At 33.4% G+C, this 25,319-nt stretch carries 23 protein-coding genes; 14 read left to right on the forward strand and 9 right to left on the reverse strand.

All coding sequences use genetic code 11. The annotated features are described in order from the left end of the window. Nucleotides 1–41: 41 nt before the first annotated feature. Nucleotides 42–344 carry a DUF3467 domain-containing protein gene (locus tag H603_RS0110630; protein WP_026708582.1) on the forward strand — a complete coding sequence of 101 codons (303 nt, stop codon included), beginning with the start codon at nt 42–44 and terminating at the stop codon, nt 342–344. A 252-nt stretch (nt 345–596) separates the two neighbouring features. Continuing rightward, nucleotides 597–956 carry a hypothetical protein gene (locus tag H603_RS0110635; protein ID WP_026708583.1) on the forward strand — a complete coding sequence of 120 codons (360 nt, stop codon included), beginning with the start codon at nt 597–599 and terminating at the stop codon, nt 954–956. A 220-nt stretch (nt 957–1,176) separates the two neighbouring features. On the opposite strand, the gene H603_RS0110640 is transcribed toward H603_RS0110635, so the two are convergent. Further along, nucleotides 1,177–2,766: a peptide chain release factor 3 gene (locus H603_RS0110640; protein WP_026708584.1), complete on the reverse strand. Its 1,590-nt coding sequence runs from the start codon at nt 2,764–2,766 to the stop codon at nt 1,177–1,179. Nucleotides 2,767–3,348: 582 nt separating this feature from the next. Here H603_RS0110640 and H603_RS0110645 point away from each other — a divergent pair. From H603_RS0110645 to H603_RS0110665, 5 genes are all read left to right on the forward strand, one after another. Further along, nucleotides 3,349–4,773, forward strand: a complete 1,425-nt coding sequence (locus H603_RS0110645; protein ID WP_026708585.1) for a peptidylprolyl isomerase — start codon at nt 3,349–3,351, stop codon at nt 4,771–4,773. Between the two features lie 79 nt (nt 4,774–4,852). Continuing rightward, entirely contained in the window at nt 4,853–5,806 is a 954-nt protein-coding gene (locus tag H603_RS0110650) for an AAA family ATPase (protein WP_026708586.1), read from the forward strand. Between the two features lie 283 nt (nt 5,807–6,089). Then, nucleotides 6,090–7,013, forward strand: a complete 924-nt coding sequence (locus H603_RS0110655; RefSeq protein ID WP_169628295.1) for a polysaccharide lyase family 7 protein — start codon at nt 6,090–6,092, stop codon at nt 7,011–7,013. Nucleotides 7,014–7,338: 325 nt separating this feature from the next. Beyond that, entirely contained in the window at nt 7,339–9,600 is a 2,262-nt protein-coding gene (locus tag H603_RS0110660) for an aconitate hydratase (RefSeq protein WP_026708588.1), read from the forward strand. A 251-nt stretch (nt 9,601–9,851) separates the two neighbouring features. Further along, nucleotides 9,852–11,285, forward strand: coding sequence for a peptidoglycan endopeptidase (locus H603_RS0110665; RefSeq protein ID WP_026708589.1), 1,434 nt, complete (start codon nt 9,852–9,854; stop codon nt 11,283–11,285). Between the two features lie 63 nt (nt 11,286–11,348). Here the strand turns inward: H603_RS0110665 and H603_RS0110670 are convergent, their stop codons facing one another. The 3 genes from H603_RS0110670 to H603_RS0110680 all read right to left on the reverse strand — a co-directional run bounded on the left by H603_RS0110670 (nt 11,349) and on the right by H603_RS0110680 (nt 13,278). Continuing rightward, on the reverse strand, nt 11,349–11,804 hold the full coding sequence (locus tag H603_RS0110670; RefSeq protein ID WP_026708590.1) for a PA2169 family four-helix-bundle protein: 456 nt from the start codon (nt 11,802–11,804) through the stop codon (nt 11,349–11,351). Between the two features lie 221 nt (nt 11,805–12,025). Next, nucleotides 12,026–12,403 (reverse strand): PH domain-containing protein, encoded by a 378-nt coding sequence (locus H603_RS0110675; protein WP_026708591.1) that lies wholly within the window; start codon nt 12,401–12,403, stop codon nt 12,026–12,028. 14 nt (nt 12,404–12,417) lie between these two features. Continuing rightward, a complete protein-coding gene (locus H603_RS0110680) occupies nt 12,418–13,278 on the reverse strand; it encodes an NAD(P)-dependent oxidoreductase (RefSeq protein ID WP_026708592.1) in 861 nt (286 codons plus the stop codon). A 274-nt stretch (nt 13,279–13,552) separates the two neighbouring features. Here H603_RS0110680 and H603_RS0110685 point away from each other — a divergent pair, with 274 nt between their 5' ends. Further along, nucleotides 13,553–13,780, forward strand: a complete 228-nt coding sequence (locus H603_RS0110685) for a CDGSH iron-sulfur domain-containing protein (RefSeq protein ID WP_026708593.1) — start codon at nt 13,553–13,555, stop codon at nt 13,778–13,780. 53 nt (nt 13,781–13,833) lie between these two features. Here the strand turns inward: H603_RS0110685 and H603_RS0110690 are convergent, their stop codons facing one another. The 3 genes from H603_RS0110690 to H603_RS0110700 all read right to left on the reverse strand — a co-directional run bounded on the left by H603_RS0110690 (nt 13,834) and on the right by H603_RS0110700 (nt 16,377). Next, nucleotides 13,834–14,316, reverse strand: coding sequence for a DUF305 domain-containing protein (locus H603_RS0110690; protein WP_026708594.1), 483 nt, complete (start codon nt 14,314–14,316; stop codon nt 13,834–13,836). Between the two features lie 199 nt (nt 14,317–14,515). Then, nucleotides 14,516–15,475, reverse strand: a complete 960-nt coding sequence (locus H603_RS0110695) for a fasciclin domain-containing protein (protein WP_026708595.1) — start codon at nt 15,473–15,475, stop codon at nt 14,516–14,518. A 17-nt stretch (nt 15,476–15,492) separates the two neighbouring features. Beyond that, on the reverse strand, nt 15,493–16,377 hold the full coding sequence (locus H603_RS0110700; protein ID WP_026708596.1) for a hypothetical protein: 885 nt from the start codon (nt 16,375–16,377) through the stop codon (nt 15,493–15,495). A gap of 354 nt (nt 16,378–16,731) precedes the next feature. Between H603_RS0110700 and H603_RS0110705 the strand changes: the two genes are divergently transcribed. After that, nucleotides 16,732–18,144, forward strand: a complete 1,413-nt coding sequence (locus tag H603_RS0110705) for an APC family permease (protein WP_026708597.1) — start codon at nt 16,732–16,734, stop codon at nt 18,142–18,144. 162 nt (nt 18,145–18,306) lie between these two features. On the opposite strand, the gene H603_RS0110710 is transcribed toward H603_RS0110705, so the two are convergent. Together H603_RS0110710 and H603_RS0110715 are read right to left on the reverse strand one after the other, a co-directional pair. Beyond that, nucleotides 18,307–19,755, reverse strand: coding sequence for a glyceraldehyde-3-phosphate dehydrogenase (locus H603_RS0110710; protein ID WP_026708598.1), 1,449 nt, complete (start codon nt 19,753–19,755; stop codon nt 18,307–18,309). A 155-nt stretch (nt 19,756–19,910) separates the two neighbouring features. Then, entirely contained in the window at nt 19,911–21,311 is a 1,401-nt protein-coding gene (locus H603_RS0110715) for a trypsin-like peptidase domain-containing protein (protein ID WP_026708599.1), read from the reverse strand. Nucleotides 21,312–21,447: 136 nt separating this feature from the next. On the opposite strand from H603_RS0110715, the gene dapF reads away from it, so the two are divergent. The 5 genes from dapF to H603_RS0110740 all read left to right on the forward strand — a co-directional run. Then, a complete protein-coding gene (dapF, locus tag H603_RS0110720) occupies nt 21,448–22,230 on the forward strand; it encodes a diaminopimelate epimerase (protein WP_026708600.1) in 783 nt (260 codons plus the stop codon). Nucleotides 22,231–22,266: 36 nt separating this feature from the next. After that, nucleotides 22,267–22,800: a GNAT family N-acetyltransferase gene (locus H603_RS0110725; protein ID WP_026708601.1), complete on the forward strand. Its 534-nt coding sequence runs from the start codon at nt 22,267–22,269 to the stop codon at nt 22,798–22,800. Between the two features lie 10 nt (nt 22,801–22,810). Then, nucleotides 22,811–23,851, forward strand: a complete 1,041-nt coding sequence (gene mltG, locus H603_RS0110730; RefSeq protein WP_026708602.1) for an endolytic transglycosylase MltG — start codon at nt 22,811–22,813, stop codon at nt 23,849–23,851. Between the two features lie 527 nt (nt 23,852–24,378). Continuing rightward, entirely contained in the window at nt 24,379–25,020 is a 642-nt protein-coding gene (locus H603_RS0110735) for a hypothetical protein (RefSeq protein ID WP_026708603.1), read from the forward strand. 59 nt (nt 25,021–25,079) lie between these two features. Continuing rightward, nucleotides 25,080–25,319: helix-turn-helix domain-containing protein (locus tag H603_RS0110740; RefSeq protein WP_026708604.1), on the forward strand; the 240-nt coding region annotated here is incomplete at its 3' end.

A 25,319-nucleotide genomic window follows, 5' to 3' on the forward strand; every position in this document is an offset into this window, starting at 1 on the left:
TTTTTGCTATAATTTAGTTGCTAATCCTTACTACTTAAATCATGAAAGAACAACAAGACCAGATCAATATCGAATTAGATGAAAAAACAGCTGAAGGAATTTATTCCAACTTAGCTATAATAAATCATTCTTCATCTGAATTTGTACTTGATTTTGTAAGTATCATGCCAGGTATTCCTAAGGCCAAAGTGAAATCAAGAATTGTCTTGACACCACAACATGCTAAAAGATTAGTAAAAGCGTTAGCAGAGAACATTCACCGTTTTGAAACCGCTCATGGCGAAATCAAAGAAACTGAACAACCTCCAATTCCGCTTAACTTTGGTCCTGCGGGACAAGCATAATGTAATATCCAAAAAGGCTCCATTTATATGGGGCCTTTTTTTTGCTTAATTGTCAGCAAACTGCTTTTCTAAAGGGGTAAATGAAAAACGTGGTCGGTTTAAGTGCATAAAACATCTATATCTTGCAAAGGCTTCGTTAATTAACGAGTTTTCTAGCTGTTCATCGTAAATATTTTATGTAGGGCTATAGTGGTGGTATCTTTGTATAAGAATTAGCACTGTAAGCTAATCAACTAGATAAAAAAAGCCCTCATGAACACTACTTCTACACAAAACAAATCAAGAAATACAATCACTATCTTATCAGTATTTGTTTGTACTTTATTGTTCAGTTTTTCAGGTTATAGTCAAAATGCAGTGGGTTCAGAAATAGCTTCTTCGGTTAACGAAGGCACTATCAATACAGAAATTAAAGCAGAGAACTCTAAAGCAAATGCTAATATGGAATTTGTATTATGGTTTATGGGGTCTAAACAAAATCCTAACTCTACAATTTCTACTGAAGGAATCAATACAAAAAAGCAAATTATTACTTCTGGAATTGCACCAAACAGAGTTTTAATTAAAGCTTTCTTAAAAAAAGCAGTGAATTACGAAACTGCTATATCATAATAATAGTTTTAGTATTTGTTATATTGTAACGCTGATCATTATTGATCAGCGTTTTTTTTTTTTTTTTGATACTACAATAATTATGTAAAGCGCTATAAAAGTTGCTATTTTGTAAATAAGCTAAACTGATGAATTGGTGTAGTCATAATAAAAGCCAATAAAAAAGTCGGAGTAGTTTATAACTAGTCCGACTTTTTTAAAATCTATTTGTGTTTAGCTACTATTCGAACTCTGAAGTGAAGAATAATTTAACCGAAGGATATTTATTTTGCGTCATCTGAATTGTGAAATCAGAATCGGCTAGGAAAACTAATTGTCCGTATTTATCTTTTGCTAAAAACTTCTGTTTAATACGTTTAAATTCTTTGAACTCTTCGTTTTTAGGATCGTTTGGTTTAACCCAACAAGCTTTGTGTACTGGGAAGTTTTCATAAGTACACTTAGCGCCATATTCATGCTCTAAACGATATTGAATTACTTCATATTGAAGTGCACCTACAGTACCAATTATTTTACGGTTGTTCATTTCTAGAGTAAACAACTGCGCAACACCTTCATCCATTAATTGATCAACACCTTTATCAAGTTGTTTCGCTTTTAGAGGATCAGCATTATTAATGTATCTAAAGTGTTCAGGTGAGAAACTAGGAATACCTTTGAAACTCATAATTTCGCCTTCAGTCAATGTATCTCCAATTTTGAAGTTACCAGTGTCATGAAGACCAACAATATCTCCAGGATATGAAATATCTACGATTTCCTTTTTTTCTGCAAAGAAGGCATTTGGACTAGAAAATTTTAAATTTTTCTTTAAACGAACATGGTAGTAAGGTTTGTTACGCTCAAAAGTACCAGATACGATTTTGATAAATGCTAACCTATCTCTGTGTTTAGGATCCATATTAGCGTGAATCTTAAATACAAAACCTGACATTTTTTCCTCTGTAGGATCCACAAGTCTAGTTTCTGACTCTTTAGGACGAGGCGAGGGTGCAATAGCCACAAAACAGTCTAATAATTCTCTAACACCAAAATTGTTTAAGGCAGAACCAAAAAATACTGGCTGCAGTTTGCCATCTAGATAATCTTGACGATCAAATTTTGGATATACTTCATCAATTAATTCTAATTCTTCGCGTAAGGTATCGGCTGGTTTTTGTCCTATTATTTTCTCTAATTCTGGATTTTGAACATCAGAGAAAGCAATTGTTTCTTCTATATTTTTACGATTATCGCCGCTAAACAAGTTGATGTTTTGTTCCCATAAGTTATAAATACCTTGGAAATCGTAACCCATTCCTATTGGAAAACTTAAAGGAGTGACCGTTAAACCAAGTTTTTGTTCTACTTCGTCCATTAGATCGAAAGCATCTTTACCTTCACGGTCCATTTTATTGATAAATACAATAATAGGAATTTTTCTCATTCTACAAACAGATACTAATTTCTCTGTTTGCTCCTCAACTCCTTTGGCAACGTCAATTACAACAATAACACTGTCTACAGCAGTTAAAGTTCTAAAGGTGTCTTCGGCAAAATCCTTGTGACCAGGAGTATCAAGGATATTGATTTTTTTATCTTGATAGTTAAAGGCAAGGACAGAGGTTGAAACAGAAATCCCTCTCTGACGCTCAATCTCCATAAAGTCACTTGTAGCTCCTTTTTTTATCTTATTATTTTTCACGGCACCGGCCTCTTGAATCGCTCCTCCAAAAAGTAGCAATTTTTCAGTCAATGTAGTTTTACCAGCATCTGGATGCGATATAATTCCGAACGTTCTACGACGTTGTATTTCTTTTAAAAAGCTCATATTATTGTAAATAGTTTGCAAAAGTACTATTTATAAATGCCATTTAAAAAAAATGAGACTTTCTTTTAAATTCAAGCTGTCTAAAATTGCGGCTACATATAATGATTAGCACTGTTGTTGCTCTTTTTGAATAAAAAAAAGAACAGATTTTATTGTAAAAAGGATGCCGATTTTTAAAACACACGATGATGTGAATTTATTTTCATGTGCACTTTTTAAGGCTCAGCAAGTATTTACTTAATCTTTCTTCATAAAACAACTTTTAATATATTTTTAGCTATATGTCTGTTTCAACATTATTTTATTCTCGATATAATTGGTTTATGTGAGATGTAAAATTATTATGATAACGCTTCTGTTATCAAGATATTAACTCATATCTATATAATATTTTGTTAATAGTATATCTATAAGTTGTAATATATAATCGAATTGTTATTTTTGTTCGCCTTAATTATAGAACGGTCACGGTAAGTTCATTTTCATTTGTTAATTCTAATGGTGTATATTTGGACTCAAATAAATGCTTTTGATAAAGTAGTATAATAAGAATACAATATAAATTAAAATATAAATTACATAATGCTATTAAAAACAATACAAATGAAGTCTGTTAACATTACTATTGCCTTTGTGCTTTTTTTACTTTCAACAACGTTGATGAAAGCACAAGAGATAATTAAGGATAGCGTTGTCGCTCCAGTTAAAAAAGTACAATCTGGCGGAAGACAAAAAATTGATGGTATTATTGCTACAGTTGGAGATTATATTATTTTAGATTCAGATATTGATAAATCATATTTGGAAATTTCAGGACAAGGTGGTTCTATCAAAGACATCACGAGATGTCAAATGTTAGGAAAATTGATGGAAGACAAGTTGTATGCGCATCAAGCAATTCAAGATAGTATCAAGGTTACAGATGCTGAAGTTAAGGGAATGATGGATGAGCGTATCAATTATATGGTTGGACAAATTGGATCTATAGATAAAGTAGTTGCATACTACAAAAAAGATTCAGAAGAGGAATTTAAAAGTTATTTTTTTGACATTTTGAAAGAGCAAAAGTTGAGTTCTGAGATGACAAAAAAAATCGTTGAGGAAGTAGAAATTACGCCTGAAGAAGTTCGTAATTTCTTTAAATCGATTCCTAAAGATGAATTACCGCAATTTGGTGCAGAAATGGAAGTAGCACAAATTGTTATTACACCTAAAATTTCTGATGTTGAGAAACAAAAAGTGATCGATCGCTTGAAAATGTTTAAACGTGAGATCGAAGAAGGTTCTAGTTTTGCTACCAAAGCAATTTTGTATTCTAAAGATCCAGGATCGGCAAAAAATGGTGGTTATTATAAAATGAATAGAAAAACACCTTTTGTTAAGGAGTTTAAAGAGGTCGCTTTTAGTTTACAAGAGGGTGAAATATCAGATCCATTCGAAACTGAATTTGGATTTCATATTATTATGATTGACAAAATTAAAGGACAAGAGGTAGAATTGAGACATATTTTATTGACGCCATCAGTATCTGCAGATGCAATAGAAGTGGCTAAGGAGAAGATCACTACTATTCGAAATAAAATTGTAAACAAAGAGATTAGTTTTGCTGATGCAGCAAGAACAGAATCTGATCAAAAAGAGACTAAAGCTAATGGTGGGGTTTTAATTAATCCAAAGACGCAAGATACTCGTTTTGAATTGACAAAAATGGATCCTAGTTTATACAGTCAAGTATCTAACTTAAAGGACGATGAAATTTCTCAGCCAATATTAGATACTGAGGAGAATGATAAAAAGAGCTACAAATTAATTACAGTAACTAATAGAATTAATGAGCATCTTGCTGATTATGCCACAGATTACATCAAAATTAAAGAATTAGCTTTAAAAGAAAAGCAAATCAAAGTAATAGGGAAATGGTTTAATGAAAAAATTAAAGAAACCTATATTAAAGTCTTAGGTGAATATAGAGACTGTGATTTCACAAATAACTGGTTGAAGAAATAATATTTTTAATAGTTAATAAAAAAGAGTTAGTTTTATGATATCATAAGCTAACTCTTTTTTAATTTAAATACATTCGAAAATGTCTGATGTAGCAGCAATACATATTTTGGTTCAAAAACGTATCCAATTAAAAAATGAAATCGCAAAAATAATTGTTGGTCAAGATGAAGTCATTGATCAAATCTTGATTTGTATTTTTAGTGGAGGACATGCATTACTAGTAGGAGTGCCTGGATTAGCAAAAACATTACTAGTAAACACCTTGGCAAAAGCATTGGGCTTAGATTTTAAACGCATTCAGTTTACTCCAGATTTAATGCCTTCAGATATTTTAGGTAGTGAAATTCTTGATGAAAACAGGAAGTTTAAATTCATTAAAGGTCCGGTGTTTTCAAATATAATTTTGGCAGATGAAATTAATAGAACACCTCCTAAAACGCAAGCAGCTTTATTGGAAGCAATGCAAGAACGTTCAGTAACCATTGCAGGAGAAAGATATGGGTTGGATTTGCCGTACTTTGTATTAGCTACGCAAAATCCCATTGAGCAAGAGGGAACATATCCACTTCCTGAAGCACAATTAGATCGATTTATGTTTGCTATTAAACTAGAGTATCCAAGTTATGAAGAAGAGGTTGCAATAGTGAAGAGAACGACAACTGATAGTAAGGAAAATGTAAATGCTCTTTTTACATCAGAAGAAATAATAGGTTTCCAACAATTAATTCGTCGTATTCCTATTGCCGATAATGTTATAGAGTATGCCGTTACAGTGGTAGGTAAAACGAGACCTGCCAATAGCTCAGCTACTGATTTTGTTAAAAATTATTTAGATTGGGGTGCTGGTCCTCGCGCATCACAAAACTTAATCTTAGCAGCAAAAGCGCACGCAGCTTTTAAAGGTAAATTTTCTCCAGATATAGAAGATGTAAAAGCAGTAGCGGTTGGAATTTTGAGACATCGAATTATTAAAAATTATAAAGCGGAGGCCGAAGGATTAACAGAAGAATATATCATAAGTAATTTATTGTAGATAGTTATAATATTAAAATTTTTAGCTTCAAGTATCTGCTTGAAGCTTTTTTTTTATAGTAGTTTTTCAATGAAACGCAAAATAGGTCATAACTTTAAACTATTTTACGTAGTAGCATATGTAGATTTATTTTGTGTTAGTTTTTTAACTAATTGTTTGTAAATGATTTTTAATAATTCAATTATTTTTAAGATATATGTATTTTATATCACTTTAATATATATATTTGAAAATGATATTGGTGAACCAATCTAACAAACCAATTTATTTTAAAATCTATTTTATGAAAACAAACCGAACTACTCCAGGTCTAAGTGACTTAAATTTTAAGAAAGGAAAGGCTCTTTTCTTAGGACTTACAATGCTATCTCTTTTATCATGTGATAAAGACGATGTTGAAGAATCTGCTGTTGCAGCGAGCGCAGTAACTGAAACTACTGTTGCTGATGCTAACACAAGTAAAACTACTATATATCCTGCTACAGTTTTAGGGATAACAACATCTACTTGGAAAATTAATTCACACACAGGGAGTCCTTCAAAAAGTAAGTACTGGGACGATATTAGAGATTCTGGTGCTTCATTTAATACGTACACAAATTCAGATTATTTTTATACAGATGGAACGTGGACCTATTTTAAAACTTGGAGAGGTTTAAATACGTCATCTTCTTCTAGTAACCCACGTGTGGAGTTGAGAGAATTGATTAGTGGTAAAGAAGCTAAATGGGATGGTTCTGTAGGTACACATACTATGACTTGGACAGTTAAGGTAAATCAATTACCTAAAGGTGAGGATGGCAAAACAGGAGTATTATGTTTTGGACAAGTTCACGGTCCAGAGAAAAATGCTAAAGGTGTTGAAGTAGATGATATTATTAGAGTTCAATTCTTAGGAACAGCAAATCAAAAATCGGGTGCTGTTAAGTTAAAAATTAGCGGTTATATTACAGAAAAAGTTCTTGGAGGTAGTAAAACTTATGATGGGTATTCATTAGGTACAGAATATAGATTTTCTATTAAGTACACGGGTAGTACAGTTTATCTATATAATGGGACTAAACTAGTTTTTAGTCAAAAGATGAATACTTCTACAGAAGCTAATTACTTTAAAGTTGGTAACTATTTACAATCAGTTAAAGGAATGAGTTACGATGGATCTTTTGGATTAGTTGGAGTAAAAGCTTTAAGTACTAAACACACATAGTAAATACTAAATTTTTTAAAGGGGCTATCTTAGAAAAGATAGCCCCTTTTCGCATTAAAGAGATCATTTTTGAGGGCTATTTTAAATTCACTTATCAGATGAGTTTTAGATGGAGCGGCAATTCTCGAATCTGCAATATTTACATCATAAATTACTAATTATGCAGTATTAAGTTAAAAATATGCTCTTTTGTCAATTTAATTTAATGTAAGCTTATATTTTGCAATAATAATTTTTCAAAAGGCTAGTTCCATTAAATTTTTTTTAAATCTCGCCAATAATCCTTAAATTTGCAGTACAAATAAATAAAAAACACCTATATACTATGGCTTTTGATATTGATATGATTAAAAAAGTGTATGCAAACATGACTACTCGTGTTGATGCGGCACGTGAAGTTGTTGGACGTCCTTTAACTTTGACTGAGAAAATCTTGTACAACCACCTTTGGGAAGGTAAAGCGCAGCAAGCTTACTCAAGAGGTGTTGATTATGTAGATTTTGCTCCAGATAGAGTAGCATGTCAAGACGCAACAGCTCAAATGGCTTTGTTACAATTCATGCATGCAGGAAAGAAAACGGTTGCTGTACCAACGACAGTACACTGTGATCACTTAATTCTAGCTAAAGTAGGTGCTGAAAAAGATTTAGCAGTTGCAAAACAACAGTCAAGTGAAGTTTTTGACTTCCTTTCTTCTGTTTCTAATAAATACGGAATTGGATTCTGGAAACCAGGATCAGGAATTATTCACCAAATCGTTTTAGAAAACTACGCATTCCCTGGTGGAATGATGATTGGTACCGATTCTCACACTGTAAATGCAGGTGGTTTAGGTATGCTAGCAATTGGAGTAGGTGGAGCTGATGCTGTAGATGTAATGTCAGGAATGTCATGGGAATTAAAGTTTCCTAAATTAATTGGAGTGAAACTAACTGGAAAATTATCTGGTTGGACTGCCCCAAAAGATGTTATTTTAAAAGTAGCTGATATCTTAACTGTAAAAGGTGGAACAGGTGCTATTGTTGAATACTTTGGTGAAGGAGCTACAAATATGTCTTGTACTGGTAAAGGTACAATATGTAACATGGGAGCAGAAATTGGAGCAACAACTTCAACATTTGGTTATGATGATTCAATGCGTAGATATTTATCTGCAACAGGACGTCAAGATGTTGTAGACGCAGCTGATGAAGTAGCTAGTTACTTAACTGGAGACCCAGAAGTTTATGCAAATCCAGAACAATATTTTGACCAAGTTATAGAGATTAACTTATCAGAATTAGAGCCACATATTAACGGACCTTTTACTCCAGACAGAGGTACACCAGTTTCTCAAATGAAAGTTGAAGCTGCTACTAATGAATGGCCTCTAAAAGTAGAATGGGGACTAATCGGTTCTTGTACTAACTCTTCTTACGAAGATATGGCTCGTGCAGCATCTATCGTTAATCAAGCTGTTGAACACGGAATTACACCTAAAGCTGAATTTGGAATTAATCCAGGTTCTGAGCAAATTAGATATACAATCGAAAGAGATGGAATAATTGCTACTTTCGAAAAAATGGGAACTAAGGTATTTACTAACGCTTGTGGACCATGTATTGGTCAATGGGATAGAGCAGGTGCTGATAAAGGAGAGAAAAATACAATTGTACATTCTTTCAACCGTAACTTCTCTAAAAGAGCAGATGGTAACCCAAATACACATGCTTTTGTTACTTCACCAGAGATGGTTGCTGCATTAGCAATTGCAGGAAGATTAGATTTTAACCCACTTACTGATACTTTATTGAATGATAAAGGAGAAGAAGTAATGTTGACTGCTCCATATGGTGATGAATTACCAAAGAGAGGATTTGATGTTGATGATAACGGATTTCAAGCACCAGCTGCTGATGGATCATCTGTTAAAATTGCAGTGAGTGAAACATCTGATAGATTACAATTATTAGCGCCTTTTGATGCATGGGATGGTAAAAATATTACTGGAGCTAAATTGTTAATCAAAGCTTTCGGAAAATGTACTACTGACCACATTTCTATGGCTGGACCATGGTTGCGTTTCCGTGGACATTTAGATAATATTTCTAACAACATGTTGATAGGGGCAGTAAATGCATTTACTCAAAATACAAATTCGGTAAAAAATCAATTAACTGGAACGTATGATGCAGTTCCTGCTGTAGCACGTGCATACAAAGCTGCTGGAATTCCATCTATCGTTGTAGGTGATCACAACTATGGTGAAGGATCTTCTCGCGAGCATGCTGCTATGGAACCTCGTTTCTTAGGTGTGAAAGCAGTTTTAGTAAAATCTTTTGCTCGTATTCACGAAACAAATCTTAAAAAACAAGGATTGTTAGGATTGACATTTGCTGATGAAGCTGACTATGATAAAATTCAAGAGGATGATACTATCAGCATCATCGATTTAGTTGATTTTGCTCCAGGTAAACCACTTACATTAGAATTTGCACATGCTGATGGAAGCAAAGATTTAATCTTAGCTAACCATACTTACAATGCAGGTCAAATTGGTTGGTATGTTGCTGGTTCAGCATTAAACTTAATTGCTGCAGAAGCATAATTAAATTATCAATACAAGTTACTAAAACGTCAAGCGAAAGCTTGACGTTTTTTTTATGCTCTAAACTATGTTAAAGTCGCTATAAAAGCAACTTTAGAATTTTTTATTTTTCAATTTATGATTTAAATTCGCTTTTAAAATACTTTTATCGCTATTTTAGCGTTGGATTAAAAAACTGTAAATAAATTGTGGTGCTTAAGACTGCAATAAACAGTAGTATTAAAATTATTATTGAATCAAAAAAAACGTTTATGAAGTATTCTGGTTGGATTTTAGGACTCTTTTTAATAGGTGGATTTAGTGGATTTTCTCAACAAAAATATACAGAACACACCGTAGCAAAAGGAGAGACAATCTCTAAAATTGCACAGCAATATCACGTAAAAGCTAGTGAAATTTACGCATTAAATCCAGATTCACGTAAAGGCATAAAATTGAAAGCTACTTTACTCATACCTAATGGCGCTGAATCTAAATTAGATCCAATTAAAAGTGCTGTCGTAACTAAAAGTTATAAAGCATATCCAAGAGAAACCCTTTACAGCATTGCTAAAAAGCACGGAATTACAGTTAATAATTTATACGAACTTAATCCAGGCTTAAAAGCTATAGGTCTAAAAAACGGACAGCAAATTAATGTTCCCGCTACTAGTACCGCTGTTGTTGCAACTGCAACTAAAACTGAATCTGAAAGTAAACCACAATTAATTCCTGTCGAAAAAATAGCTGCTAAAGTATCTGAAAATGCTGATGGAACTATCATCAGAGAAATCCAAGCAACAGAAACTAAATATGCTATTGCAAGAGAATACGGATTGACAGTTGCTGATCTTGATAAAGCGAACCCTGCTTTAGAATCCGAAGGGCTGAAAATTGGTCAGAAGATTATAATTCCAGTAAAAGCCAATAACAATTTTACAAGTCCAACAACTGCTGAAGTTGTCAAAAAAGAAACGCCGACCAAAGCTATTGCTTTAGTAGACGAAGTAAAAGAGAAAGAAATAAAAAAGCCAATAACTCCAGTTTTAAAAGTAGAAAAGCTAGAAGAAGCTGTGCCAGAATATACCGTTGTTCGTGAAGTGCAAGCTAGAGAAACAATTTACGGTATTTCTAAGGAATACGGTATTACTGCTAAAGAATTAGTTCAGCAAAATCCTAAAATTAAATCAGGATTACCTGTAGGATATAAATTAACAATTACAAGCACTAAACAAGTTGAAACAGCTCCAATAACTGAAGCAATTGCAGATATTGAGAGTAAAGAGAACACAGATAAGAAACATAATTTAAGTACTAGAGACGAAGAGTTCCTAGATAACTTAGTTACCGCAGCTTCAGAGAATCTAGGAATACGCTACCGTTATGGTGGTACTACAAAAAATGGAATTGATTGCTCAGCATTAATGTGCAATACCTTTAGTAATTTTGATATTCAACTTCCTCGAACATCTATCGAACAATCTCAGTACGGAACTGTCATTAACAGTGAAGAAGCTAAAAAAGGAGATCTTATCTTTTTTAAAACTAGCCGTAGAAACCGAATTAATCACGTTGGGATGATTGTTGATACTGCTGATGGAGATATTAAATTCATACACGCTTCTGTAAGTGAAGGTGTAATTATATCTTCTGTCAAAGAGAAATATTACAGTAAAAAAGTAACGCAATTTAATCGTGTTCTTTAATTCAAATAACATAAAATGCTCTTCGGGGCATTTTTTTTTGCTCTTTAATTATTTACTATATTTCTACATCACTACTGATTGACCCATGGCTTCCACACGGTCATGGTCGTTTTTTAAATCCATATATTGATTTTTAAGCATCGCCAATTCATTTATCGATAAATCGGTGCCATGATCTCTAATAGTATCTTCATAATTTTTCTTGACTACGTTTTCGCCCTCTTCGCAAGCATCTAAAATTACTTTTCTATTCTTTGAATTCAATGCTGATTTGACTTCTGTCCAAGCGGTAAAAAACGAAGCTTTTCTTCGATCGCTTATAAAGGCTTCTGCCTCTAATCTTCGCACTTCAGAAAGCAATTCTGATTTGCATTTCACACTAGTTTGAATAAATTGTGAAAAAAGTAATTTCAAATCATTTTCTTCGGTTTCTTCAATGGCCATCTCATACCCTTCTATTCGATCATTATTCACGATGATTAGATTATTTAATAATCCAATTGTTTTTATATCATCCATCTTGCCCGCAATTTAATTTGAGTTCTCCTCTATTTATTATACAAAGATGGGGCATTTATCGAATGGTACTGTTATGAGATTTTTATTAAAGTTTATGCATTATCCATAAATTTAAGTCAGCAGTTATTATTGAAATAGTTGTTTTGAAAATAAAAAACCACCAATATTTAGTGGTGGTTTTAAGAATGAGAAAATTTCGAAAGAGAATCCTCTAAAAATTTTTATAATACATGGTGGGCAAGCACTTTTTGCACTTCGTACACATTCACTGATTTGTTAAATTGTTTTCGAATACTAGGCTGCAATTCACTAGAAACCCAAATCTTTAATTCGGCATCTAAGTCAAAGGTTCCTGCAGTTTCTATACTAAATCTAGTGATACTTTTATAGGATACTGACTTGTATTCTGTTTTGCTAGCTGTTAAGCCTTGCTTGTCTACGAGGATTAATCGTTTTGTCGTAAATATAAAGGTATCGCGTATAAGCTTAAATCCTAATTCTATTTCTTCGCCTTCGATTAATAATTGACCATATTGTTTTAGCAATTGATCTTGGCTTACTGAACCTGCATTACCTAATATTGCTGAAAATAATCCCATGTTGTATGTGTTAATTAGTTATTATTTAAACTAGTAATAATTGCCATCACGTCTTGATCACCTAGACCTTCTTCTTGTGCTTTTTTGAAACTGTCGTATAGCGGTTGTATTAATGGAGCATTTAGTCCAGCTTCTTTTGCTAAGCGTAAATCCTTAACAAGGTGTTTGAGTGCAAAGGCAGCAGGGTAGGAACCATTTAAAATGGCAGGAGCTTTTATTGCAGTTATTCCATTTGCACAAGCACCTTGATTAATAATATTGAGCATGTCTTCCTTACTAACACCGTTTTTCTCTGCGAATAATACTGTTTCTGCTAATCCTTGTAAATTCAATCCTAATAGATAATTGATTGCTAACTTAGCGGAGCTTCCAACTCCAGGAAGGCCAACATTTATTGCGATTTTACCCAAGACATCAAAGACAGGTTTAGCATAATTGAAGTCAGTTTCAGTTGCACCTACTAAGATGACTAAGGTTCCGTCTTGTGCCGGCTTCACACTTCCAGATACTGGAGCATCAATGAAATTTAATTTCTTGCTCGCACATATTGAGGCTAATTTTCTAGAAGTTTCAGGTGAAACAGTACTCATATTAATGATTGTTTTTCCTGCAGTATCAGCAGTAGCTAAGCCATTATTATCATTGAATACAGCTAAAACTGCCTCATCATTTGATAACATAGTAATTACGATGTTACAAGACGCTAATAATGCCGCAGGGCTACTAGCAGATTTTGCTCCGGCAGCTATTAAGTCGCTTTCTTTGTCTTTAGTGCGATTATATACAGTCACTTCAAAGTTTGCATGTAATAAATTTTTGACCATTGGATTTCCCATGTTCCCCAGGCCGATCCATCCTATTTTAAGTGTATTCATTTTACAGTATACTTTATTAGTTATTTATAGTAAGCGATAAGTTGTAATTGAGATAACTAAATTACTTCTAAATTTCGATTCTTTAAGTATGCATAGCTTATAGTTTTGCTAAATTTTTAAGAAGCTCCATCATTTTGGTATGAGTATTTAATTTGATTTTATTCCAAATTAGATTTAATGTAAATTAGCTTATATATGACGGAATTTGAGAAATTAATGCTAATCTAAGAAGGATAATTTATGACCTTTGAGCAAAATAATATAAAGCTTAAAAATGGGAAAGACAAAATTAGTTATCAATAATAATGGATCAATAAAGATCGATGGGGAATTTGAAATTGTTGCTGCAGATGGTACTGTTTATGGACTAGAAGGTAGAACAACATTAGGATTATGTAGATGTGGCTTGTCTGCTAATAAACCTTTTTGCGATGGTTCACATAGAAATGGATTCGAGCACGAGTCAGTAGCTTTCAATTTACCACCTATGAAAACTAAATAACACTAGTTTTAAATCATAAAAAAAGCTGCATTCTATTTGAATGCAGCTTTTTTTTATTTCTCGTTTTCAAGTCGGTCAATCATAGTTTTCATTTCTTCGATTTCTTTCTTTTGGGCTCTAATGATATCTTCTGCTAATGCTTTGACTTCGGGATCTTCGATTGCAGCGCGTTCACTTGTTAATATTGCAATCGAATGATGGGGAATCATGGCGCGCAACCAAAGCAAATCACCCACAATTGGTTTTTGTGTTCGAACTAAAAACAAAGCAGATAGAAACAACAATGTGCTTCCCAGCATAATTCCTATATTTTTCTTTTTATCAGTATACATTTTCAGCATGAATAAAAGCATAATCACTGCCATTGTTGAAATTCCTAAACAGGACATATAAAATCGAGTTAGCGAAAAATAGACATGGTCTATACTATAGGTATTCAAATACATTGTACAATACATAGCAATAAACGAACAAATTAACATCAAGTAGAAACGAGTATAGTTGCTTTTTGTAGGAGTGTCTGTAAAATTTTCCATGATATAACTTTTAGAAATATTATTTAAATTGACTTATAAATCGGTCTTATAAATTAAAGTTAGAAAAAATGAGAACTATAGCCAAATAGTTTGGAGACTTTTGTAAATCTAGTGACCAAACTAAAAACACTTATATAGGTACAATAAAAAAGGCCCCACTAATTTGTGAGGCCTTAATTAAAAAAACAAACAACAATTATTATGGTATTAAAACTTTGTCAATTACGTGAACAATTCCGTTACTACACTGTATGTCTGGGATTACCATAGTAGCAGCTGTCGGTATTCCGTTACTTTTAACTGTAAATACACCGTTTAAAAAAGGGCTATAAGTTAGGGTTCCTCCTCCTGCAGTTACAGCAGTTGTGGCAGTTTGCTCAGATGTGAATTTTCCACCTGGAATAGCATGATTTAATAATACTGCTTGCAATGTTGCAGCTGGAGTATTTTTTACATCTTCAAGAGTTGCAAATCCAGCAGCTTTAAAAGCGGCATCTGTAGGTGCATAAATTGTGAAATTATTATTTGCATCAGATAATACTGGTGCTAATCCAGAAGAAATTACTGCTTGAACAAGGAAAGTAAGTTCTGGTGCCTTGAAAACTTTAGCATCTTTTAATAATAAAGCTGATTCCACGATATTAACACCTGTTGCAATCATCACTTTATCGATAGCGTGAACGGTACCGTTACTAGCGTTTACATCAGTTAAAATAATTTTAGAACCGTTGATGTATAAATCAGCACCTCTACTAATAAAGCGTCTGTTTACACCTAAGGCAGAGGCAGAAGTCCCTCCGTTTTTAATGCTAGTTCCAACTAAATCTCCATTAGAAGTGTGGTACAACAAAGTGTTAGTTAAAAATGTATTTTGTAATCCACCTAGAGTTCCAGCATCCACTAATCCTAGTCTAGCAAAAGCATCGTTTGTAGGTGCAAAAACAGTGTAGTGTCCTGATGGGTCATTTGGGTTGCTATTACTTAAAACTCCAACTAATCCGCCTTGAACTGCAGCTCCTTCTAGTGTACTGAAGTTAGGGTTTGCTACAGCAATACCTGCAATACTTGGTGTTTCATCTTCGTAATCTGTATCACAAGAAACGATTGTTGTTAAAAGTGTCAATGCTAAAACAGCACTTTTTATATTTAAATTTTTCATTTTGTTTGTTTTATTTATTAAAATTTGTAAACTAATCCACCGTAGTATCCTGATGATTTACCAATATTTCTTCCTGCTACTAATGTGCTTGCTCCTACAGAAACTCCCAACTCTTTATAGATAGGTGCGTATAAGTTTACACCAATTTTTGTGTAGTTCACTTTTGTAATTGGAAAAAATCCTGCAAATCCTTCTCCAAATATATCAACACCACCTGTAGATTTTTGATTTGCTACGTAAGCATCTCCATAAAATGATTTTGCTGCATAACCTAATTTTAATTCTGTTGTAACTGAATTAGGAACATCATTCGAAGCAAAATTTCCTGCAATTTGTCCAGAAGCAAAAGCTCCCGAGTTCATTTTGAACATTGCTACTCCAGTTGTACTTACTGTTGTGCTTCTATTACCAATGGCGATAATTGATTGAAATCCTTCTTCCACTTTGTAGTCACTTAAAGGTGTCTTTAATCCAATTGCACCTATTAAACGAAGAGAAGATTCACCAAAATTAAAATTGAAAGGGCTGTATTTTACGTAAACCGATACATCTTGAAGACCTTTTCTTTCGTTTTCTAGATCTAAATTTGTTAATACTTCTTGCGTTGCGTTACCTTTAGCTTTCACATAAGGAAGGACAACAACTACATCAACTTGGTCACTAATACCATAAGTTGCATAAAGTGAAGTACTCGTTATTTTAGTTTCGTTAAAAACCGGAACACCGTCTACCTTTTCTGGAATGAAATATACTTCGTCATATTTTTCTGAACTGAAAGAAATAGATACGTTTCCTTTCCCTTTTCCTTGCATGAATCCACTAATAGGACTTTGAGCTTGAGCTGTGTTAACATATCCAAATGTTGTTACAGCTAAAATGAAGAGTAATTGTTTTTTAATCATAATATTATATTGTTAGTTTTACTGTTATGAGGATTTACGACAAACTCTTATTTATGGTTTTATAAAAACTTAAAATAAATACAAACAAATCATAATTTATTTTTAATAATTTGATTTTTAGTATGTTGTAAAATATTTTTTATTAATAAATTTTTCGAAAAGCTGCTTTTTTATTGTTTTGACTTAAACCAATTTGCTATTTATTAGATGTACTGCGCCATCATTCGACCGAAGTTGAGGTGCTGTTGTCAATGTAGCTCGTCACACTTTACCATAGCAAGGCCTATAATTTTTATATAATGGGACTTAATAAAAAAGTTTATCTTTAACACCAACCAAAATTTAACTACCACCATGCAGGAAGAAACCAAAGATGATTTTAAAAGAGAACTAGGTCTTCTCGACGGCACAATGCTCGTTGTAGGCTCGATGATAGGTTCAGGAATATTTATAGTAAGCTCAGATATGGTTAGGCAACTAGGATCTGCTGGATGGCTAATTGCCATGTGGGTTCTTACTGGTACTATTACAGTTATTGCAGCTGTTAGCTATGGTGAATTAAGTGCTTTGTTCCCCAAAGCCGGAGGGCAATATGTATATATTAAAGAAGCATATGGTAGATTAGTAGGTTTTTTATACGGTTGGAGTTTTTTTGCTGTCATTCAAACAGGAACCATTGCAGCAGTAGGAGTAGCATTTTCTAAGTTTGCTGCTTATTTAGTTCCTGCCTTTAGCGATAAAAATATTTTATATGAGATTGGATCATTTCAATTAAATGCGGCACAAATTGTTTCGATAGTAACCATTGTTTTTTTAAGTTACTTAAACAGTAGAGGAGTAAAAAATTCAAAAACATTACAAACAGTATTAACTGTCATTAAAATTTTATCACTTGCTGGTTTGATAATTTTCGGTTTTTTTGCTGCTAAGGCCGAAGTGTGGGATGCTAATTGGGCTAATGCCTGGTCTTCTCAAGCTCTCGATACTAGTACTGGTACCTGGTTGCCTATAAGTGGAGCCGCCTTAATTTCAGGTATATCAGCGGCATTAGTTGGGTCAATGTTTTCAAGTGTTGCTTGGGAAGGTGTGACTTTTATTGCTGCTGAGATAAAGAACCCAAAAAGAAATGTTGGTTTGAGTCTTTTTCTTGGAACTTTTATCGTGAGTGTCATTTACACATTAGCAAATATAATGTACCTATCGGTCGTGCCTTTGCAAGAAATAGCCACCGCTGAATCTGACCGTGTTGCGGTTGTTGCATCTCAATATATTTTCGGGTCCATAGGAACGCTAATCATTGCTGTGATGATTATGATCTCGACCTTCGCTTGTAATAATGGTCTAATAATGGCGGGTGCTAGAGTATATTATACCATGGCACAAGATGGTGTTTTCTTTAAAAAAGCTGCTAAATTAAATGAGGCTAAAGTTCCAGCGTGGTCAATTTGGGCACAATGTATTTGGGCATCAGCGTTGTGTTTAACGGGTAAATACGGAGACCTTTTAGACTTTGTAGTTATAATCGTATTGATATTCTACATATTGACAATCTTAGGGATTTTTATCTTACGTAGAAAAATGCCTGATGCAGAGCGCTCTTATAAAGCTTTTGGATATCCTATTTTACCTGCTATTTACATAATTGTTGCTAGTGCTATTTGTCTAGCTTTACTGTATACAAAAACAAGTACGAGTGGATGGGGTGTATTAATTATGTTACTAGGAATTCCAGTATACTATTTAACAAAGTCGAATATTAAAAAATAAAATAATTAATTACATACACATAGTATCAAAAAAAAATCCGTTTCAATTTGAAACGGATTTTTTGTTAAATACAGGTTGGCGGTTATAAACTCTAATCTAAAACTTGAACTAAAAACTAAAAACTAAAAATATAGTAACCACTGCCAACCCGTAAGCTATTTGCTAGTAGTAAGTAAAACGTCTTACCTTAGCAATATATTTTGCCAATCTAATTACTTGATGACTGTATCCATATTCATTGTCGTACCAAATGTAAAGAACTATATTTTTTCCGTCATTTGAAACGATCGTGGCATTACTATCATAAATAGAAGGTGCTGATGTTCCCACAATATCTGAAGAAACTAATTCATTATTTGTAGAGTACTTGATTTGTTCTACAAGTTCTCCTTCAAGTGCATATCGTTTCATGATCGCGTTAATTTCTTCGACAGAAGTTTCTTTCTCCACTTCTAAATTCAAAACAACTAGTGATCCATTTGGTACAGGTACACGTATTGCGTTAGATGTCAATTTTCCCGCTAATGAGGGCAATGCTTTTGCAACAGCCGTACCCGCTCCAGTTTCTGTAATCACCATATTTAGTGCTGCAGCTCTACCACGACGGTATTTTTTGTGCATATTATCTACTAAATTTTGGTCATTAGTGTAGGAATGTATGGTTTCTAAATGCCCTTTTACCACTCCTAAAGTATCTTCAACAGCTTTTAAGATAGGTGTTATCGCGTTTGTAGTACATGAAGCTGCCGAGAAAATTTTAATTGCATCAACGTCGTATTCATTTTGATTTACACCATGCACAATATTAGGAACCCCTTTTCCAGGAGCTGTAAGCAATACTTTTTGTGCTCCTTTTGAAGTTAAATGTCTGCTCAAAGCTTCTTCAGTTGTAAAAGCACCTGTATTGTCAATGATTAAAGCATGGTCAATATCATATATTGTGTAGTCAATATCTTCAGGAGCATTTGCAGTGATGATATGAACTGTTGTTCCGTTGATAATTAATGCATTATTCTCTGGGTCTGCAATTACTGATCCTTGAAAATCTCCATGAACAGAATCATAACGGAGTAACGAAGCTCTTTTTTCTAGAGTAGAAGCATCATTTTTATCTCTGGTTACAATCGCTCTTAATCGCAATTGATTTCCTTTTCCAGTTTTAGACATCAATTCTCTCGCAAGCAAACGCCCTATTCGACCAAAACCATAAAGCACTACATCTTTTGACTTAATTTCCTTAGATGATTTTGCTGCTTTTAACTTGTCTAAAACAAAGTGTCTTGCGTCTGGATATTTTTCATCTTCTAATAGGTATTCGTAAGTAAGCTTACCTAAATCTAATTTAGAAGGTGGTAAATCTAATTCTCCAACGACTTTTGCAATTTCAACCGAATCAAAAATTGTCATTGGTTTGCCCACAAATTCACCAGCATATTGATGTAAGTTAATAATGTCACTTACATTCTTGTCTAATAATTGATTCTTAAATAAAACTAGCTCTATGGATTTGTCATACCATAGATCACTAATAATTTTAATTAATTCGACTCCGGCGCGACGTCTGTCGACTTGAAAGGAAACTTCTTTTTGGTACAAAGCGGTGTTTTTCATGAATGAAAATTTGTAAAAGTTGAGTAGTTATTTTTTGAATTTGGCGCAAAAATACCCATTTCAATCGATTTCGTAAACTATTTTAGTATTTATTTTCAAATAAAAAAAGCCAACTTAAATTTTAAGTTGGCTTTTCAATTTGTGATTGTACACTATTAAATAATAATTCTTATTAACTCTCCATTTTTATTAATCATCTCTAATCGCATACTTTTACTTTCTTCCTTATCGTTTAAAAGCTTAGAAACTGTTTCGATATCTCTTGCTTTTACATTATCAATACTCAAAATGATATTCCCTCGCAGCTCTTGATCGTACTGCATTAAATTTTCATTTGTAATGGCTCGAATTTTAACTCCATACGTAATCTTAAATTTCTTTTTATCAGCAGCATCAATATTTTCGAGTTCAATTCCTTTAAATTCAGTAGTAAAAAATTCATTTTTACTCAATGAAACTGGAATAGTTTTTAAAGTTCCATCTCTATTGATCGTTACTGCAATTTTATCATTTGGTCTCTTGGTATTAATGTACCCTGAAAGATCAGCAAAAGTGGCTATGTTTTGATTGTCTAATTTCACAATGACATCTCCTTTTTTCAAACCTGATTTCTCAGCACCAGAATTTTTAGTCACCTTATTAATGTAAAATCCTTCTGTTTGTGCTACACCTAATTCTTTTGAGGCCATTGCATTTAGTTCCCCACCTTCTACACCTAGTATTCCACGTTGTACATTACCATACTCCATAATATCCTCTATGATTTTTCGAGCAATGTTAGAAGGGACTGCAAATGAATACCCTACATAAGAACCTGTCATAGACGATATCATAGTATTGATTCCAATTAAATCTCCTCTTGTATTTACTAAGGCACCACCACTATTACCAGGATTTACCGCGGCATCTGTTTGTATAAATGACTGAATGCCGTTTGTTCCTAAATTTCTAGCCTTTGCTGAAACAATACCTGCTGTAACAGTAGAGGTCAAGTTGTATGGGTTTCCTACTGCAAGGACCCATTCACCAACCTTTACTGAATCACTATTTCCAAAACTCGAATAAGGAAGCTTTTCATCGGCGTCAATTTTTAATAGCGCGATGTCCATTTTAGAATCAGTTCCAATTAGCTTGGCTTTATACGATTTTTTATTATTCAACGTTATTTCAATTTCAGAAGCATCTTTAACCACATGATTATTGGTAACAATATAACCATCTGCTGATATAATTACGCCTGATCCTGTTCCCACTTGTTCCTGAGATTGGCCTCCTTTGTAACCATAAAAATATTCTAACATTGGATTAGAAATGGTTTTGTAAGAAACGTTTTTCACATGGACTACAGTATGCACAGTGTTTTCTGCGGCTTCAGTAAAATCTAAAAGTTCAGACGATAAACCAACTCTTTTAGTGTAGGAGTCACTCGAGGCAGTAGTCAATGGACCTTGGCGGTTTGCAAAATAGCCATTGTCGTCAAATAATAATTTGTAGGCTCCTAATGTAACAGCTCCACTTAATAATGAAACTAAGAACAGCTTGGAAAATTGTTTCATAATATAATTCGTTTTACGTTATTTGTAATGTAAATTTAAAACTTATTTCGACTGTTAAAATATTGTTTAACTGTATTTAACATCGATTAACATTTCATTAATAATCGTACTTTTACGCTTCATAATACTTTCAAAAATGCAACTCAAATTTTACAAATATCAAGGTACAGGAAATGACTTTGTAATGATAGACAATCGTTTACAAAATTTTCCAAAAGAAAATATAGCTCTAATTTCGCAACTATGTGACCGTCGTTTTGGTGTGGGTGGAGACGGGCTTATTCTATTAGAGAATGATGAGAATTCTGATTTCAAAATGGTCTATTTTAATTCAGATGGAAATCAAAGTACCATGTGTGGAAATGGAGGGAGATGTTTAGTGGCTTTCGCCAAAAAAATGGCTGTAATCGATAATCATACTAGTTTTAATGCAATTGATGGTTTGCATCACGCAACTATTGAAAATGATGGCACAGTTGCTTTGCAAATGATCGACGTTACTAGCATTAAAAAAGAAAAGAAATATAGTTTTTTAAACACAGGATCGCCTCACCATGTTCAATTGGTTGATGATCTTAAAAACTACAATGTAAAGGAGCAAGGTGCAACTTTACGATATGGTTCATTGTATGGTAAAGAAGGTAGCAATATCAATTTTGTAAGCAAGATTAATGAAAATACTTTTGCCCTGCGTACCTATGAAAGAGGGGTCGAAGATGAGACTCTAGCTTGTGGAACTGGAGCTACAGCTGTAGCAATTGCCATGCATGACAACGGTTTGACAAGTGCAACTGCCATCAACATCAATGTTGAAGGCGGGGAACTAGCTGTTTCTTTCGATAAAAAAGATAATTTGTATTCGAATGTTTTTTTGAAGGGACCTGCTGAGTTTGTTTTTGAAGGAACAATCACAGTATAATCTAGATTCAAATTCACAAACAACCCCCAAAACGTCATGATAACCTTAAAAGGAGATACTATATATTTACGAGCGCTTGAACCAAATGATTTGGAATTTATCTATGCCATAGAAAATGACGAGTCTATCTGGAATGTAAGCAATACTCAAACACCATACAGTCGGTTCTTAGTGAAGCAGTATCTAGAAAATGCGCATCAAGACATTTATGAAGCAAAGCAATTGCGCTTAGCGATTTGCCAAGATCAAGATTTTCCTGCGCTTGGACTAATCGATTTATTTGAATTTGATCCAAGAAATAACAAGGCAGGTATTGGGATCGTAGTATATGAAAAAAGTAGTAGAGGTAAGAATATTGGTTCTGAAGCTCTGGGTTTGCTTATAAAGTATAGTTTTTACCATTTAAATTTGCACCAACTTTATGCAAATATTGACAGTAATAATGTAGCGAGTATAGCGCTTTTTACTAAATTTGGTTTCGAATGCATTGGAACTAAAAAGGATTGGATTTTAACGAACGGCACTTACAGTGACGAGAAAATGTACCAATTGATAAACAAACAATTTTAAATTATAAATTTTGACTTTAAAGAAAATTATATCAATCGTTTCGATTGTAGTGGTATCTGCATTAATAATATATGGTTTCATTTTAATGAGACAAATATTTTCTGCAAACACGAAGTTTAGTGAGAAAGAAATATATGTTCACATTCCTACGGATGCTACCTACAGTGAAGCAGAGAAAATCATTTCGCAATACGTTGAGGATATGGATCGTTTTACTTTAGTGGCTGATAAGCGAAATTATCCAGAAACTGTAAAGTCAGGAAGATTCTTGTTTACAAAAGGTATGAATAGCTACGAACTAGTACAAAGTTTACGCGCAAATGTTCCAGTGAGTCTGGCATTCAACAATCAAGAGAGAGTTGAAAATCTTGCGGGTAGGGTAGGCTCACAAATAGAAGCAGACAGTACTTCGTTATTGACAACATTTAAAGATTCAATATTTTTAAAAGAAAATGGTTTCAATGAGGATAATGTGTTCGTTATGTTTATCCCAAATACATATGAGTTTTATTGGAATACTTCTGCAATAAAGTTTAGAGACAAAATGATTAAGGAGTACCGTAACTTTTGGAATGCGGAACGATTAGCCAAAGCTGAAAAGCAAGGCTTGTCTCCTATTGAAGCAACAATTCTTGCATCGATAGTTCATAAAGAATCTGTAAAAAAAGACGAGCGTCCACGTATTGCTGGCGTCTATTTAAATCGTTTGAGAATAGGAATGCCTCTACAAGCAGATCCAACGGTGATTTATGCGATAAAGAAAAGGGATAATGATTTCAATCAAATCATTAAGCGTGTTTTCTACAATGACTTAACAATGCCTTCGCCATATAATACCTATGTCAATATAGGTTTGCCTCCAGGGCCTATTGCCATGCCTGATATTACAGCGCTAGAAGCGGTGCTGAGCCCAGAGAAAAACGATTATATCTACTTTTGTGCTAGCGTAGAGCGATTTGGCTACCATGAATTTGCTGCAACTTTGCCAGAGCATAATAAAAATGCTAAGAAGTATGCTGACTGGATCAACAGTCAGGGAGTGAAAAGGTAATTCTTCGAGGAATAAAATAAATTTATAAGGCGTTAAATGATATCGGAAAGATATTTTTTAACGCCTTATTTTATGATTATGAAACTGCTTTCTATTTCGCTGTTTAGTTGAAAGAATTTTGCATAATAAAATGTATATAATTTTTGGTCTCCATCATTCATGCATCTACTGTCAAAATAGCAAAATTATTTAATTTTAGTACATTCGATAAATACTTCTATACTCCAACTTATCTTACGTTTTTTACTCCTAGAGCAACGTTTTTATAGAAGCTTTTTTGTCTGGAAAAGTTCATTTCAAGACAAAATTGAGGCTATTTAGTACTTTTTTTATTCGAAAAAGGAGACGTATTTGAAATAATATTATTTGCGTTAGCAGTCTAGAATACTCGGGTAATGAGGGAATTAAAGTCTCAAATTTTGCTTTTTAGACAAGATTAACAACTTGATATTCAGTATTATAAAAAATGTTGTATCTTTGCCCGCAGAAATTTCATAACGGGACAGCGTTTTGAAGAAAAACAATTTATGGTAAAGAAGTGGTATTTTTATGCGAGTTTAGCAATTATTGTAGCCTTTTTAAGTGCGGGTTTTAAACCTCTTAAATTAGACAAGAATAAGTGGTTTCTAGTAAAAAATATAGATGGAAAAAAATATTTATATCCGTCTCTAGAAGAGGAAAGTTATACCAATATGAACGTCCCTTTTACAGGGAATTTATTCATCGGTTTTAAAGAGGCTTTAGGTTTTAAAGAGTCTCAAGGGAAATACAAAAAGATTAACTCTCTTGGTTATTTGGGGAAATACCAATTTGGTATTGAAACCTTAAAATCTGTAGGAGTTAGAGACAGTCTTCTTTTTTTAAGGAGTCCTAAAATTCAAGAACGTGCATTTGTAGCTTTGCTGTCAAAAAACAAAGCAATATTACAAGATGTGATTGCTAGATATGAAGGAACAGTTGTCAACGGAATTCTTGTTACTGAATCAGGTATTTTAGCTGCGGCCCATTTAGGTGGCGCAGGATCTGTTAAAAAATATTTCAAGAACAACGGTAAGGAGTATATTAAAGACGCTTATGGAACCTCTATACGGAGTTATATGAAAGCTTTTGGAGGGTATGATACTTCCTTTATCACGGCAAATATAAATGCAGTGGTTAGTTTAAAATAAAAAAAAGCGGTTCAACTGCATTGCCCCCAAAAAGTTAGACACTATTTGGGGGCATTTTTATGGAAAGAAAAGTCAAGTATGATTACACATTTAAACTTGAATGTGTGGAATTAGTTATCAAACAGCACAATTGCTGTGCATCTGTAGCTAATAAAAAGAGAGTTCATCCTTCGAGTGTTAAAAAGTGGGTTAGGCTATATAATCATTATGGTAAAGATGGATTAACACCTAGGAATAACCGTAGTTATAGTGTCGATTTTAAATTTAAAGTTTTGCAATCAATTCAAAAAGAATCCTTG

It is taken from the genome of Flavobacterium frigidarium DSM 17623, assembly GCF_000425505.1.
Taxonomy (GTDB): Bacteria; Bacteroidota; Bacteroidia; order Flavobacteriales; family Flavobacteriaceae; genus Flavobacterium; species Flavobacterium frigidarium.